A 15,566-nucleotide genomic window follows, 5' to 3' on the forward strand; every position below is an offset into this window, starting at 1 on the left:
AAAGCTTAAAAATTAGGAGGGAAATTATGAGCACCATCACTCTAGAAAAAGTGAAAACAATTAAAACACTTAATAATATTGCAGAAAGTGGCCTAAAGGTATTTACTAAAGGCAATTTTCAGATTGACAACGACAGCGAAAATCCCGATGCCATCCTTGTTCGCAGCTTTAATATGCACTCAGTAGAACTCGGCAGTAACTTAAAAGCCATTGCAAGAGCCGGAGCAGGTGTCAACAATATACCGGTAGAAAAATGTACTGATCAAGGTATAGTAGTATTCAATACTCCTGGTGCAAATGCCAATGCCGTAAAGGAAATGGTACTTACTTCATTAATCTCTTCATCTCGTAACCTTTTTGCTGGTATTGCTTGGGCAAAGGCGTTAGAAGGCGAGGGCGACCAAATTCCAAAGTTAGTGGAAGCTGGTAAAAAACAGTTTGTCGGAAAAGAAATTAAAGGGAAAACATTAGGTGTCATTGGTCTAGGTGCCATTGGTGCGCTTGTCGCTAATGATGCACTTGATTTAGATATGGATGTAATCGGATTTGATCCGTTTATTTCTGTCGATACAGCTTGGAATTTGTCACGTAATGTCCAGCGGGCAATTACAATTGAACAATTGTTCGCAGAATCTGATTATATTACTGTTCACGTACCGTTTACCGAGGATACAAAAGAAATGTTTAATGAAGCTACATTTAGCATCATGAAGCCAGGTGTTCATATTTTAAACTTCTCACGCGGTGAGCTTGTGAATGAAAAAGACATGGCAGCAGCTCTCGAAAAGGGGATAGTTGGGAAATATATTACAGATTTCCCGAATGAAAATGTGCTGAAAATGAAAAATACCGTTCCGATTCCGCACCTAGGTGCCTCTTCACAAGAATCTGAGGAAAATTGTGCGATTATGGCGGCTCGCCAGGTAAAGGAATTTTTAGAAACAGGAAACATCAAAAACTCAGTAAATTTCCCAAATACGGTTCTTCCTTATACAGGAAAGCAGCGAGTACTAGCATTTCACCACAATGTTCCAAATATGGTGGGGCAAATCACTTCGGCTATATCTAGTTATGATTTAAACATTGCAGATATGGTGAACAGAAGCCGCGGGGGATATGCGTATACGATGATTGATATTGATAATAAGGTAAATGGTGATGTTATTCCGGGATTAGAGGAAAAAATTAAACTAATTTCTGGCATAATAACTGCTCGGATTATTTAAACATAAAAAAGAAATGGAGCCAAGTTTCAATCTGGCTCCATTTCTTATGCCTTAATCAAGGCAACTATTTTAACGTACGTTTCAGGAATTCTCTTGTACGCTCTTGTATTGGATTATTGAAAATTTGTTCTGGGCTTCCTTCTTCCGCAATGACTCCCTTGTCCATAAATACCACTCGATCGGATACTTCATTTGCGAATTCCATTTCGTGCGTCACGATTAACATCGTAAGACCAGATTCTGCAAGTTCTTTCATGACTTTTAGAACTTCTCCTACCATTTCTGGATCAAGAGCGGATGTTGGTTCATCAAATAGCATCACATCTGGCTCCATCGAAAGAGCTCTTGCAATTGCCACACGCTGCTTTTGACCGCCGGAAAGCTGCTTCGGCTTTGCATTAATGTATTTATCCATCCCAACAACCTTCAGGTACTTCATCGCTACTCTTTCAGCTTCTTCCTTCGAACGTTTTAATACTTTTACCTGGCCTACCACACAATTGTTAAGGACATTGTGATTATTAAATAGGTTAAATTGTTGGAACACCATGCCTAAATGCTTGCGGTAATCAGCTGCGTCGTGTTTTTCATCCAAAATATTTTCACCATGATAGATAATTTGACCGCCGCTAGGCTTCTCTAAAAGATTAATGCAACGAAGAAGAGTTGATTTACCAGACCCAGAAGAACCAATAATCGAGACTACTTCTCCCTTATTTACCGAAAAATTAATGTCTTTCAATACTTCATGTGTTCCGAAGGATTTGTTTAAATGCTGTATATCAATAATCTTTTCCATTTCCTCTCCTCCTTCTCCCATTATTTTTGACGGTCATTTTCAATCATTGTATAGTTGTCAGCGCCATCTAGTTTCTTTTCAATGTATAACAATATTCTCGTTACAATAAAAGTCATCACAAAATAAATCATACAAGCTACGAAAAACGACTCAAAGTATCTAAAGTTATTTCCGGAAATCGATTTTGTTACGAAATATAGTTCTGTAACGGAAATTACATTCAGAACGGATGTATCTTTAATATTAATAACAAATTGGTTTCCTGTTGCAGGTAGTATATTACGAATAACCTGCGGTAATACAACATTCCACATCGTTTGGACATGAGTCATTCCAATTGCATGAGCCGCTTCAAATTGCCCTTTATCAATCGAAACAATCCCGCCGCGAACAATTTCCGCCATATAAGCTCCTGTATTGATAGAAACAACAATAATCGCTGCAGCAAAAACATTCATATCGATACCAAATGCTAGCGCAGAACCATAGTAAATAACCATTGCTTGAACAATCATTGGTGTTCCACGGAAGAATTCAATATAGATAGAAAGAATTGCATTAATGACGTTTAACAGTACTTTCTTTGCCCCGCGTTCAGGCATTGGTATTGTTCGTATTACCCCTGCTAATAATCCAATTGCTGCCCCAATAATCGTTCCAATAAGAGCAATCAAAAGTGTTAAACCAGCGCCACGAAGGAACATAGGCCAGTTTTCTGAAATTATTTTTATGACCCACTCAAGACTCATCTTTTATCCTCCTTTACTGTATAAAACCGACTGTATGATTTTATACAGCCGGTTTCTCACTATTATTCTGCTGCTGGTTGATTTTTAATAGCATTATCCATAATGCTTGTACGTTCTTCCTCTGAAATACCTTTTAAAATATCATTGATTTTTTTAGTAAGGTCACTGCCTTTTTCAAGCCCGACCGCAATTGCTGTATCATCTGCTGAAGTTTTAAATCCTTCTTCGAATTCAACCATTACATAGTTTTCATTAGCAGCTGATGCACTGACACCTTCCGGACGCTCAGAAACATATCCATCAATCATTCCTGATTCAAGAGCTACCCTCATTGCTGGGAAGTTGTCCATCGCTGTTTTCTTGTCTACACCTTTGATTTGATCAATAACTGAATAGTGGAAGGTGTTTAATTGAGCTGTCACTTTTGCTCCTTTGAAATCTTGGATAGAAGTGGCATTTTCATATTTGCTGCCTTTTTTTACAACCATTACTAAATTTGAAGTATAGTAAGTGTCCGAGAAATCAATCGTTTCTTTACGTTCAGCTGTCGGTGACATCCCAGCGATAATCGCGTCAATTTTTCCTGATGTTAGCGCTGGTACAAGTCCATCCCACTCTGTTTTGACAATAACTAATTCTTTTCCTAAGCCCTCAGCCACTTTCTTTGCAATCTCCACATCATATCCGCCTGCATATTCTGAAGAGCCATTTATTTTAACACCACCGTTGGAATCATCGTTTTGAGTCCAGTTAAAAGGAGCATAACCTGCTTCAAGACCTACCTTAAAAGTATTATCCTCTGATGATTCAGATCCAGAACTTTTACTAGTCCCGCATCCTGCCAATAAAAGCATCGTTGAAACTAACAATAATATAAAAATAGTAAACTTATTCTTCATGATGTTTTTCCTCCTGTTTTTTATAATTACGACAAAAAGCGACCTGAGATAAACTCAGGTCGCATTATTCTTAGCTGCCCTAAAGTCCCCTCTTTTATCCCAAATGAGATAGCACAACTCAATAAACCGGAGAGTTTATTGAGACAGTCCTGCAGCTCTTAACTACAGACCCAGCATGTAATACTGAGAATATTACAAACTTCGGCGACATTTCCTTCTCCTTAGCATCATTGCCTCTCAAACTCCACTAAAGACTGTTAAATATCGCGCCTCTACCTCACTGTTAAAAAAGTGAGGTCTTATTAAATTATATTAATATACTACAGCATTTTGTCGAAATTCGTCAACTAGTTATTAAAAACAAATTCTACCAAACTATTGTTAGTACGTTACCTAAAGCCATTTTTACAAATCTGGTGAAGTCACATTTACTCTTCTTCCAACCAAAATCCAGTAGAGAAATAAGCTGAAAGCGGTTATAAGTACGAGAACAAAAAGAATATTACTATACATGGTTGCCTCAGGACGGTTTAAAATCCCCAAGATATTTGAACGCATTGCGGAATGATCCATCATCGCCGCTGTATAGGCAATTCCAATTGACATAGCAACATTTAACGTTAAATTATAAAATCCTATGGCAGTTCCCGTTTTATCTTTATCAATTGTGCCAATACAGGAATCCAACATTGGGGCATACATAAACGCGAACGAACTTGAAAATACAATCATTGATATTACAAAGATAATGACAGAGGTTGTTACAAAGAAACCGCCCAACAATAAACTGCCAATCATTCCAGTCATCGCAATCGTGATACATTGTCTGCTTCCAAGTACTTTTGCAATTTTCCCAGATAGCGCTCCTACAACTGCAGCCAGCAGATAAGCTGGAATCAGTAATAGCGAAATCGTATCCAGCTTTAAACCATATAGCTTTTCAAGCAAAAACGGAAACAAAAAAATATACGCTAACTGCACAGAGTAAATCACGAAAGCTACTCCGAGTAAAGAAATAAACTGCCTATTTTGAAAAAATCCTATACCTATGAATGCTTTTGAATTCTTATTGATATAAACAAGAAATAAAGCAGCAGCCGCAATAAATGCTAGAAGATAAACCCAATTGAAATCGGTAATATATAGCAGCAGGGAGGCGGCAATTCCCGCAACTAGAAATAATCCTGCTACATCAACATGACTGTTTTTCGTCTCTTCCTTAGGAAGATATCGTAAAATAAACGGGAGGGTGAAAAGAGTTACTAATGGGACTAAAAAAAGAGTTGTCCAATGTAAATACGTAGAAACATAACCCCCGGTTAATGCACCGATAACCTGTGATAAAGCAAAGCTGCTTGTACTTAACCCTAAGAACTTCTTTTGTTCGTGTACAGGCAAATGTTTAGTTACGAAGATAACATATAAAGTTTCAGCTGAAGCCAAACCTGCTGTTTGGATGATTCGTGAAACAACTACTAGTAAAAATGAATGTTGAAAAAGATATCCCATCACTGATCCAACACAAATTAAAATAATCCCGATACTTAATAGCTTTCTAATGCTTATAGAATCCGCCAAAGCAGCGTAAACTACTGCTCCAATTCCAATCACCAGCCCGGCTAAAGTTGCCTGCCAGCTTACTGTTGTTGCAGAAATATGAAAATCCTTTGCCATATCAGTCGAAATAATTTTAAAAGAATTATCAATTATTAAACATAATAGAAATAACAGAAGCATTACAGGTACAGCTTTCTTCACACTATATTCCTGAGTTTCTGTCATACTTGCATTTGCACTTAATGTAGTCATGACTGTTTTCCTCTCTTTTTTGGCAATCCGATATCTAATAATCCGGCATTTGATCACGACTTACAGCATCTCTTTTGAGTGAAATCCTTTGCTCAAGTCGTGCTCAAATGCCTCGTTGTTATCGCTTAAGCTAGCTCCAAAGCGATTTCCATCATATTCGTAAATGCAACTTGTCGTTCTTCTGGTGTCGTTTCTTCATGGCGAATCATATGATCACTTACGGTTAGAATCGTAAGGGCATTAACTCCTGCATAAGCAGCATTCATATAAAGACCAGCCGTCTCCATTTCTGCACAAAGAATCCCCATTTTGCGCCACTTTTCCACAGCTGTTTCATCGGCATTATAAAAAATGTCGCTTGTCAGGACATTTCCAACATGAACGGGAAATTCTTTTTCATCGGCTACCTTTTTCGCTTTTTCCAATAATGAGAAAGAGGCAATGTTAGAAAATTGCCCAGGAAGATTGTATTGGTGCACGTAACGTGAATCCGTTGAAGCTCCCATGGCAAAAACAATATCATATAGGTTCATATGGTCCTGCATCGCACCACAAGTACCAATGCGAATCAAGTTTTTCACACCAAATACATGTATCAGCTCCCATGAATAAAGACTCATACTCGGCATACCCATGCCCGTCCCCATGACCGATATTTTCTTTCCTTTATAGGTCCCTGTATACCCAAACATATTGCGGACAGAATTGAATTGGACTGCATCCTCCAAATAGGTTTCAGCAATGAATTTCGCCCTTAATGGGTCCCCTGGCAAAAGTATCGTTTCAGCAATCTCCACTCCATTTGGTTTGATATGTGCAGTTTCCTTTTTATTCATCTGTATTCTCTCCTTTTATCCGGTTTAGTTGGTAGTTTACCCTATTGTGCGATTTTATCTTGTTTCCGCTTTCATCGTGTTGTATAAAATTGATCTAAAATTAAATAATATTGTATAGTTGTATAAAAACTTGTATACATACACAACAATAAAAAGAATAGCATACTATCATTTTGTTCACAACTATCTTGTTAATTAAATTTTGTCTTTTTTGTAACAAAAAAAAGCAATTTCTCAACTGATTTTGATGAGAAATTGCTACCTCTTTAAAGAAACCCTATTTACAATTACCTTTTCCATTGACTCTATTTGACTGCATTAATTGTTATTTGGCTAGACTCTTTCGGTATATAGTATTTATTATAAATAACAGGATATTTATCACTTATGTATACACTTTCAACTAGTAAATCACAATCTTCCTCGTTGAGGATCTGATATTTTTGTGATGGGATGGAATCGGAACGCCTAAGTTCAATGGTTGCAGAATTTGCAAGCTCATATATTTTTTTGTCTATCATATCTAATAATTGCTGTTCATCTTGTAAATCTAAATTTAATTCCGATACTGCTTCAATTGCCATGATCGTAAAAGCATAGGCTACGGCTTGTTCATTACTTTTATACCAACGCTCAATGGCAACAACCGCGGTCATATTCCGATTTAAAACTTGCTTGGCGTAATCACTAATTAGTTCAATTCGAAAATGGAGTTCCACATTATCAATGTTGCCTGTGAAGCATTTATATAAGGGGTTTCCCAGCTTTTCTAGGCCAATCATGTTTTTATTATGATGGAATTTTGTAATAAAATTTCCTTTTCCATGGATATTTTTAACCAATCCATCTTCCTGTAATCTTGATAATGCATTCCTTAGTGTCATCCGACTCACGCCAAAAAGCTTAGCCAATTCCGGCTCTGTCGGCAGCCTGCTGTCAGGGGGAAAGGTTCCATCCATAATAAGTTTATACAATTTATCATAAACAACTGCAAATAATGGCCGCTTGGTTTTTTGAAAATCCTCGGGTTTAATACTCATTATCTTACACACCTTTAAATAAACTATTGGCCCACTCAATTTTAATAACACATAAACTATAAACTAATTTCCGCTCATTAATCAACTATCGCTCCTTAATTAGACTATAATGGAAATAATGATTGTACCTCATTTTAGCAGTGGCCAAAAAACAGGCAGCCTCATTAAACTCGGATATCAAATTGATAGAGTACGCCGTGACACCACTTGGTTACAACCCAACATGTTTTCATATTAGTAGGAATATATATATAACGGTTCAAGTCTTTTAATCTACCAGGGAATGGTAACAGGGGGAAAGAGATGTTATATACAGACGAGTTTTTGGAGAAGTTACGGATGGAAGGCGATCCAGCGCCTGACAGAATCATTGAAGAATTGTTCAAAAACAGTCAGGTTGGCTCCGTAAATGATTTGCTGAAGCAATTAATGCACAACGACCAAGAGTATCCGGAAGAGCTGCCTGATACCATAGAATTTTGGCTCAAGGATACAGCTTGTTGCCCAGAAGGCGTGGACTTGGCAAGAATAAGAAACGCAACCGACTTATTTCAGGAACACGGCATTGCCATCACCTTCTTATTATCAACAAGTTCCCTAGTGAATTGTTACGCTGCACGTAAAGGTGTGAAGGTCCTTACATTCAGTTATCGTTTAGGCCAAAATGCATACCGCAGGATAGCAGAAACAGGGCAATTTGTTCTTCATGTCATGGCACCGGGCGGACTTGAACCTGAGGGACACGGAATTAAAGCCATTCAAAAAGTCCGTTTAATGCACTCAGCCATTCGGTATTTGGTTCAAAAGACGGGAAGATGGAATGAAAAAGAAAATGGTATTCCCATCTGTCAGGAGGATCTGCTTGGTACCCTATTAACCTTTTCCATTGTCATCATAAATGGGCTTCGCCAGTTAGGTATGAAAATAACAGAAAAACAGGCGGAAGATTACCTGTACTTTTGGAAAATCGTCGGAATCATGCTGGGGGTCCGGAAGGATATCATCCCGAAAACCATGGAAGAAGCCATTCAATTGGAGAAAATGATAAAAAAAAGACATCACGGACCGTCTCCTGAAGGGGTCCAGATGACCCGAGCTTTACTTGAGTTTCATGCTGGTCTTATTCCCGGTCAGATGTTTGACACCATAATCCCTGCTTTAATCCGAGAAACCGTAGGGGACGAAATTGCCGACTGGATGGAAGTGCCGAATTCTAACTGGCAAAACTTCATGAAATACAAAGAGTTAATGGGTTTTTTGCTTGATTCTGACTATACAGGCTTTTTTGGAACTATGGTCAATCGTCTAGGGTTAGCATTAATTAAACGCCAGTCACTTGCCATGACCGATTATGAATATACTCCATTTCTCATCCCCACCGAACTGCGGAAGGTTTGGGGAATTGAAGAGAAAATAGTATAACAGTAAAAGTATTTGTCGAACTATTTTGATATTAGTATATCCTTCTGCCCTTTATAATTTAAATGAAGAAAATTTCCGTTTCACGAAAGGGGACTAAGGGATGGCAAAAGTTCTTGTTATGTATGATCAACTAAAAATCAAGAGGGATTTGAACAATACTATCAAAATGTACATATTCCTTTGGCGAAAGGTATTCCAAACTTAACAGGGATAGAAGTTCACCGTGTATTACAGACTCAAAATACAAGCGAGAATCTCTTTTTAGTTACAGAGCTCCAATTTGATAGCCAACAAAAGCTCGGGGAGGGCCTAGCATCTCCAGAGGGCAAGAAGGCTCAAGAGGATGTAGTAAATCTTATGCCATTTTTGAATAAGCCGCCCGTTGTAGCGATTGTAGAATGATATAATGGTATTAAGAGCCTTTAATATGGTTCTTTCACTTGATTCTTCCTCAGAAGCAAGAGAGCTGCCCCAAACATTACTCACCAAATAAACAGGTTTTTCTGTGATTAAGCTGCCAGGATAAATGATGAAAATAGCCCAGTTCATATGAACTGGGCTATTCCATTTTTCAAACAAAAAGCAGTGCAATTTCACCGTAACGCATATAAATGAAGTTTAGCCGGGACTGTTCATGGACAGTATAGGAATAATTTCTCTTGTAAACCTTCTAAGATTTCCTCTGGCATTTCCCTTACCTTGAGATCCCCGCCTAAGAACAGTAGCCAATTTGCTATTTCGGTTACTTCTTCATAATTATTAACATTGATGAAAGTCTTTAGAATGGCTGTGTTTTGGTAAGGACTTGTAAATGAAATTGAAACTTTTAAAGGATGGTATTTTTTGAACTGGGCAATCGCCTTTGGACCAAGTTCAATGACAAGGTTGTTTACTTCTTCCTGCATACTTAGTTTCTCTAAGATTTTCTTCTTACTTAATCTTTTCTTCACAGGGTACGAAGTGACACTGGTGAGATTGTCTACAGGGAAAACCTGCTTATTTTCTTCCTTTAAGTCAAACCCTTCAATCAGCCAAAGGCTTTTGTCACGATAAAGGTTCAAGAGATAAATGGGATAAGACTTTATTACCTTCTCTTCTTTGATCGTAATTAATAAATAGCGGTCCACAAGAAGGAGTTCGATGAGTGTTTCTAACATGGGATGGGGGAGGTCTGAAAGCTCAAGAAGATCGGGATTATTGGGGTTGGTCCCTTCAAAAAGCAAGATTTGATTTAAAAGAACAAGGTCATCTTGCTGATTTTCTGAAATGAGGCCCAGTAATTTTTCAGCTAAAGACTGACGACTCTTTAGATAAGGGAGTTGTAGATTTCGTGTGGCCATAAACGCAATAAATAGAGCTTTGACTTCATTATCGGTAAAGCGAACAGTGGGCAGGACAGAGTTATTCATGACAAAATACCCCCCATCCCTTCCAACTTCAGCGACAAGCGGCATCCCCATTGCTTCAATTTCTCTGATATCTCTAATAGCAGTCGAACGAGAGATATTAAATTCCCGCATGATTTCAGTAATTGTAAAGTGGGCACGGTTGTTAATATACCGCATGATAGTATTAATCCGTTCAACTTTTTTCATCGGGACCTCCTAAACAGTATCACTTTTTGACATGATTTAAGGCTATTATAAACTCATCAAGTGAAAAAACAAATCATTTGATTAATTAAAAAAAGGATGGGATTGAATATGGCAGATTATTTACTGGAAGAAAAAGATAGCTTTACCGTTTTAGGTATTGGAACTGAGCTTATGAGTCATTACACAGACTATACTGGCATAAACAAGGAAAAGTCAGACTTTTGGGAAGCCGTTAAACAAGATGGAAGGCTTGACAAGTTAAAAGCCGTTGCCGCAAATGACTACATTTTTGTAGTGAATGAAGCAGTGAATAACAAGATGATGCATTATGCTGGCGTCATGACAGAGGCTTCATTACCAGAGGCATCCAGATTGATTCAATTTCCTAAGGGAGAATACCTAGTTGTAAAAGGGAAAGCAGAGACAGATGAAGCGTTGAGTAATCTGGTTACTGGCATTGCCTTTGGACAAGTACTGCCGGAAGCAAAGGATTTTGCCTATGTTGGCGGTCCAAATACAGCGGTTATAATGGGGCAACGAAACGGATTAGTATTTGGTGAAATGTGGATTCCTGTTGTTAGGAAGTAAATAGATAAGGGGGATGGAAATGTCCTATATCGTTGATTTCAAAAATGTATCTACGGTCGGTTTAGAATCCTCACCCGTAGCTGAAGCTCTTGCTGGGTTGCGTGCAAATGAAGCCCGTTACTTTATGAACAAATACAAGCATGAATTTACCGTTGTACCAGCAAGCGAGTCATGCGAGACCCTTGATTATGTGAAGCGAGTTTTAAAAGAAGAACGTGATATTGAGTTTGCGGCAAAACCTTTAGAAACATCGCGTTTTCAAGTGGAAAATATCAATTGGACTTACGTCTTTTATGAGGATGGCCTTTCAGTTAACGTCTTGTATACGCTTGATGGCCCTAAGCCGAAGCGCGCTGTTGGTTTTAAACTTTCTGAGGGGATGGAGGTACCAAAGGAGTTAGAAGGGAAATTTAAGTTTGCTAGGCAGAAGTCAAAGTTAGCTGGAACCATTCGAGGCTCATTTTTTGTAATTAAAGGTGAATATTAATAACAGAACAGCACCCCTTCACAAATTGGAGGTGCTGCTGATTTTTTGTAAACCTCATTTACTTAAGATACGGTTCACCGTGTCTAATTAAAATGAGGTTTTTTATTTAGTAGTAGGAAAGCTTATCATCATAATTTTCTGAAATTATTTGGCAAATGACACCCAAAAAAATCAGGTGGTCTATATTTTTTTAATATTAACAAATACTATATTCATCTTGTCTTCTGATGGAGTGATTTGAGTGATACGTAAAAAAGCTAATTCGATACATTTTTTCTTGTTAATTGTTGTTGTGCTTATTCTTATTTGGTCCCTGATTAAACCTGAGGAAGGTTATAAGGTCTGGTTGATGGAGGTTTCACCTTCATTATTAGTTTTAATAATTTTGATCTCAAGATACAATCATTTTCGCCTTACCACTGTTTCCTATTGTCTTATTACCCTTCTCGTCATTTTAACGTTTATAGGCGGGCATTATTCTTATTCCAAAGTTCCTCTCTTTACATGGATCAAAGATTATTTTGATTTAAAAAGAAACCACTATGATCGGTTCGGTCATTTCCTTAAGGGTTCTATGGTCATAGTTATACTAGAGATTTTATTAAGGAAAACAGCTTTATTGAAAAGTAAAACAACAAATTTTATTGCTCTATGTATAACACTAGCAATTGGGGCTTTCTACGAAATCACCGAGTGGGCAAGTACTAAAATAGGGAAAGAAGGGAAAGCGACAAAAGATTTTTTAGGCATGCAAGGAGACATATGGGACGCCCAGTTGGATATGACATTTTTATTGGCAGGATCCATTCTTTCGCTTTTTTTCACAAAGATTCTATATAAAGGATTGGAAAAGCCTAGATAATGAGTTGGTATCTAGGCTTTTTTATTAAAACTTTACCGGTTTTGTCTTGAGCCTTGTACTCTTTAAATTGGTATACAATTATTAAAATGCTAAGATAACACTTTTTTAAAGTGAGGTCATAAGTACTACAAGAGAAAACCCCATTTTTTGGATGTAAGTGATATGATAGATATATATAATAATAGAAAGGAGCATCAGGATGGATCAGGAAATTCTATTTCGGAATAATGTGAACATTAAAGGCAAAGGTAAACAATCAATCATTTTTGCTCCTGGCTTTGGCTGTGACCAAACTGTTTGGAAATCAGTTACGGAAGCATTCGAAAAAGATTACCAAGTCATTTTATTCGATTACGTAGGTTTGGGTCGTTCAGACATACATGCTTATGACTCAAAACGATACAGTAGTCTTGCAGGCTACGCACAAGATGTACTTGATGTTTGTAAAGCCCTAGATTTAAAAGATACTATATTTGTTGGCCACTCTGTGGGGAGCATGATTGGGATGCTAGCATCATTGAGTCATCCTGAGTACTTCTCTCGTCTCGTTATGATTGGCCCTTCTCCATGCTACCTAAATGATCCTCCGCATTATTACGGCGGCTTTGAAAAAGAGGAGCTTTTAGGCTTGATTGATATGATGGAGAAAAATTACATAGGCTGGGCAAATATTTTTGCTCAGGCGGCCACCAATAATCCGGAGATGCCAGAGGTTAAACTTCAACTGGAAGAACGTTTTTGTTCCACTGACCCTATTATTGCACGTGAATTTGCAGAGGCAGCTTTTTTCGCCGATAACCGCTCCGATTTAAAAAAAGTAACAGTACCAGCACTTATTTTACAGTGTTCTAATGATATTATTGCTCCATTAGCAGTAGGTGAGTATATGCATCAGTATCTTCCTACTAGTATGCTAAAAATAATGGAGGCAACGGGACATTGTCCTCATATGAGCCATCCCGAGGAAACTATTCGCCTAATCACCCAATATCTGAACGAAGCCTGTGTATCTGAAGAAGGCAGCCCAGTTGCTAGAGGAGCTAATCTTTAATGGACGAACAGTTAAATCATGCACCTTGTGGATTTCTCACGCTGTCAGAAGATGGTTTTATTTTAGAAATGAATCAAACGTTGCTCAAGATACTCAATTACAGCCATGATTCCTTAATAGGACAACATGTCAATTCTATCCTCACTGTCCCTGCCCGTCTGTTTTCACAGTTTTATTTTTTCCCGCTTGTAAAACTTGAACATCGGGTAGAGGAAATGTATATTTCACTAGAGACAAGTAAGGAAGAAGAGATTCCCGTTCTTATTAATGCTCTCCAAAAGAGGGTAAAAGAGAGTACGGTATTGGATTGTATTATTATCCCAATGCGTAAAAGAAATGAGTATGAAACTGAACTGCTTCTAGCAAAAAAGGAAACCGAAGAAGCGTTAAAAGCAAAACATAAAGCAATCGAGGAATTAGAGACTACCCTAAAAAAGCTGGAGATCCAAAAACAAGAATTACTTGAACTGAACCAACAAAATCAAAAATATAAAATAGAAACAAAGAAAGAGTTAGAACTGGCTAGAATCATTCAGGAAATATCCTTAACACACCCGATTAACAACGATAAAGTTCAAATGGAAGTTTTCTATAATGCCTCTGGTGAATTATCCGGTGATATCTACGGGATCTATCAAATTGACCAATATCGCTATGGAATCATTCTGCTTGATGTGATGGGTCATGGTATTTCTTCAGCGTTAATCACAATGACTCTTCATTCTCTGTTTCAAAGATTAATCTCAGCAGGATTTGCAGTTGAACTAGTAATGAGAGAATTGGATAGCCACCTTCACAAGTTGTTTCATAATAATGAGGAGGCTAGGCATTATTCCACCGCCATTTATCTTTTAATTGATACAGATAAACAAAAAATCGATTATATCAATGCAGGTCATCCACCTGCTATATGGCAGAACCCCGACGGAACACAATATGAATTATGTTCTACAGTCCCGCCACTTGGAACATTTGAGGGTATTGTATTTAAAACAAATACTTTTACCTACAAAAAGGGAGGCAGACTACTCCTTTATACAGATGGTGTTGATCCTCTTATTTCAAACTATCTAGCTCCGTTAGTAAGGAAAACCATTTCATTACCTTTATTTAAACTGAAAGAGGAAATTTTACAGTGCCTAAATTATGAAAAAAATTTAGACCATAAGAGTGATGATCAAACCTTTATTCTTATTGACATAAATTAATAATTACATATTTACTTAACCAAAAGAAAAGATTACGCGTGTGAAATATTCATACTTCTCACTCAGAACCAATGGGGTTTTTAAATAATAATAAAAAGCTAAAAAAACTACCTGAATACTCCAAAGGTAGGTTTTTTACGTTCTATAATATTTGGTTCAAGAACCTTTTCGTACGCACTCTATTTTACATAATTACGCAGTTTACCGATATTCTCAACTTCCACAGAAACCACGTCTCCTGACTTCATAGGACAACTGCCAGAAGGTGAACCAGTAGCTAAAACATCCCCTGGCTCTAATGTCATAACCTGTGAAATCCAACTGATCAGGTAAGGAATCGAAAGGGACATCTGATTCGTATTGCCATCTTGTACGACTTTACCGTTTAAAGTTGTAACGATTCTTAGATTAGTTGGATCTAAACCTGTCACAATCCATGGACCCAGTGGTCCAAATGTATCAAAACCTTTGCCCCGTGTAAATTGAGGATCAGTTTTTGTCAGATCTCTAGCCGTTACATCATTAAATATTGTACAGCCAAAAACATAATCCAATGCCTCTTTTTCCTTGATATTTTTCCCGCGTTTCCCAATAATAAGTGCCACTTCACCTTCCATTTCCACCTGATTCGTTAAACTAAGAGAGGGAAGAATGATTTTCCCCTCGTTAGGAATCAAGGAAGATGTAGGTTTTAAAAACAAAAAGGGTTCTTTGAGATTAGCCTTTCCCCCGGTCTCTTGTGCGTGTGCGGCATATGTCCAGCCAAAGTTAATCACTTTTTGTGGTCTTACAGGCTCCAATATTTTCACATCTTCAACTTTTGCTCTTATACCATCAAATTTTAACTCATCGTTTATAATTTCGTTAAAGGTACTGGTTAGTTGCAAAATTTCCCCATCTTCAACAATCCCGTAGTATACTTGACCGTTTTGATTTTGATACCGAACTATCGTTTGCGTTCTTTGCAATAACTTCACTGTCATACCAAACACACC

General features: G+C 37.6%; 15 protein-coding genes, 1 pseudogene and 1 riboswitch. Of the genes and pseudogenes, 8 read left to right on the top strand and 8 right to left on the bottom strand.

Annotated elements, in window-relative coordinates; translation table 11 throughout:
* Positions 1 to 26 precede the first annotated feature (26 nt).
* Positions 27 to 1,226 carry a phosphoglycerate dehydrogenase gene (locus QNH29_RS30005; protein WP_283862878.1) on the top strand — a complete coding sequence of 400 codons (1,200 nt, stop codon included), beginning with the start codon at positions 27 to 29 and terminating at the stop codon, positions 1,224 to 1,226.
* Between the two features lie 64 nt (positions 1,227 to 1,290).
* Here QNH29_RS30005 and QNH29_RS30010 read toward each other — a convergent pair whose 3' ends face one another.
* The 6 genes from QNH29_RS30010 to QNH29_RS30035 all read right to left on the bottom strand — a co-directional run bounded on the left by QNH29_RS30010 (position 1,291) and on the right by QNH29_RS30035 (position 7,358).
* Positions 1,291 to 2,025, bottom strand: a complete 735-nt coding sequence (locus QNH29_RS30010; protein ID WP_283862879.1) for an amino acid ABC transporter ATP-binding protein — start codon at positions 2,023 to 2,025, stop codon at positions 1,291 to 1,293.
* Between the two features lie 20 nt (positions 2,026 to 2,045).
* Entirely contained in the window at positions 2,046 to 2,774 is a 729-nt protein-coding gene (locus QNH29_RS30015) for an amino acid ABC transporter permease (RefSeq protein WP_283862880.1), read from the bottom strand.
* Positions 2,775 to 2,836: 62 nt separating this feature from the next.
* The gene (locus QNH29_RS30020) at positions 2,837 to 3,673 is read right to left on the bottom strand and encodes a transporter substrate-binding domain-containing protein (protein ID WP_283862881.1); all 837 of its coding nucleotides are present in this window, start codon (positions 3,671 to 3,673) and stop codon (positions 2,837 to 2,839) included.
* A 101-nt stretch (positions 3,674 to 3,774) separates the two neighbouring features.
* Positions 3,775 to 3,956, bottom strand: a riboswitch (Lysine riboswitch).
* A gap of 122 nt (positions 3,957 to 4,078) precedes the next feature.
* Entirely contained in the window at positions 4,079 to 5,455 is a 1,377-nt protein-coding gene (locus tag QNH29_RS30025; protein ID WP_481858852.1) for an MFS transporter, read from the bottom strand.
* A 152-nt stretch (positions 5,456 to 5,607) separates the two neighbouring features.
* Complete coding sequence (gene deoD, locus QNH29_RS30030; protein WP_283862883.1) at positions 5,608 to 6,318, bottom strand: purine-nucleoside phosphorylase; 711 nt, start codon at positions 6,316 to 6,318, stop codon at positions 5,608 to 5,610.
* Between the two features lie 305 nt (positions 6,319 to 6,623).
* On the bottom strand, positions 6,624 to 7,358 hold the full coding sequence (locus QNH29_RS30035; protein ID WP_283862884.1) for a GntR family transcriptional regulator: 735 nt from the start codon (positions 7,356 to 7,358) through the stop codon (positions 6,624 to 6,626).
* Between the two features lie 303 nt (positions 7,359 to 7,661).
* On the opposite strand from QNH29_RS30035, the gene QNH29_RS30040 reads away from it, so the two are divergent.
* Both QNH29_RS30040 and QNH29_RS30045 read left to right on the top strand, forming a co-directional pair.
* Entirely contained in the window at positions 7,662 to 8,780 is a 1,119-nt protein-coding gene (locus QNH29_RS30040; protein WP_283862885.1) for an oxygenase MpaB family protein, read from the top strand.
* A gap of 144 nt (positions 8,781 to 8,924) precedes the next feature.
* Positions 8,925 to 9,182, top strand: a pseudogene (locus QNH29_RS30045) (EthD family reductase); the annotation flags it as partial.
* Between the two features lie 230 nt (positions 9,183 to 9,412).
* Here QNH29_RS30045 and QNH29_RS30050 read toward each other — a convergent pair.
* Positions 9,413 to 10,375, bottom strand: coding sequence for a helix-turn-helix transcriptional regulator (locus tag QNH29_RS30050; protein WP_283862887.1), 963 nt, complete (start codon positions 10,373 to 10,375; stop codon positions 9,413 to 9,415).
* A gap of 108 nt (positions 10,376 to 10,483) precedes the next feature.
* Here QNH29_RS30050 and QNH29_RS30055 point away from each other — a divergent pair, with 108 nt between their 5' ends.
* From QNH29_RS30055 to QNH29_RS30075, 5 genes are all read left to right on the top strand, one after another.
* Positions 10,484 to 10,963, top strand: a complete 480-nt coding sequence (locus QNH29_RS30055; RefSeq protein ID WP_283862888.1) for a GyrI-like domain-containing protein — start codon at positions 10,484 to 10,486, stop codon at positions 10,961 to 10,963.
* 19 nt (positions 10,964 to 10,982) lie between these two features.
* Positions 10,983 to 11,450 (top strand): DUF8821 family protein, encoded by a 468-nt coding sequence (locus tag QNH29_RS30060; protein WP_283862889.1) that lies wholly within the window; start codon positions 10,983 to 10,985, stop codon positions 11,448 to 11,450.
* A gap of 241 nt (positions 11,451 to 11,691) precedes the next feature.
* Positions 11,692 to 12,312: a DUF2238 domain-containing protein gene (locus tag QNH29_RS30065; RefSeq protein ID WP_283862890.1), complete on the top strand. Its 621-nt coding sequence runs from the start codon at positions 11,692 to 11,694 to the stop codon at positions 12,310 to 12,312.
* Between the two features lie 199 nt (positions 12,313 to 12,511).
* Complete coding sequence (locus QNH29_RS30070) at positions 12,512 to 13,363, top strand: alpha/beta fold hydrolase (RefSeq protein WP_283862891.1); 852 nt, start codon at positions 12,512 to 12,514, stop codon at positions 13,361 to 13,363.
* On the top strand, positions 13,363 to 14,571 hold the full coding sequence (locus QNH29_RS30075; protein ID WP_283862892.1) for a SpoIIE family protein phosphatase: 1,209 nt from the start codon (positions 13,363 to 13,365) through the stop codon (positions 14,569 to 14,571). The genes QNH29_RS30070 and QNH29_RS30075 overlap by 1 nt, the downstream gene beginning before the upstream one ends.
* A gap of 179 nt (positions 14,572 to 14,750) precedes the next feature.
* Here the strand turns inward: QNH29_RS30075 and QNH29_RS30080 are convergent, their stop codons facing one another.
* Entirely contained in the window at positions 14,751 to 15,554 is an 804-nt protein-coding gene (locus QNH29_RS30080) for a fumarylacetoacetate hydrolase family protein (protein ID WP_283862893.1), read from the bottom strand.
* Between the last annotated feature and the right edge of the window lie 12 nt (positions 15,555 to 15,566).

The sequence above is a fragment of the Neobacillus sp. DY30 genome (assembly GCF_030123065.1).
GTDB lineage: Bacteria > Bacillota > Bacilli > Bacillales > Cytobacillaceae > Neobacillus.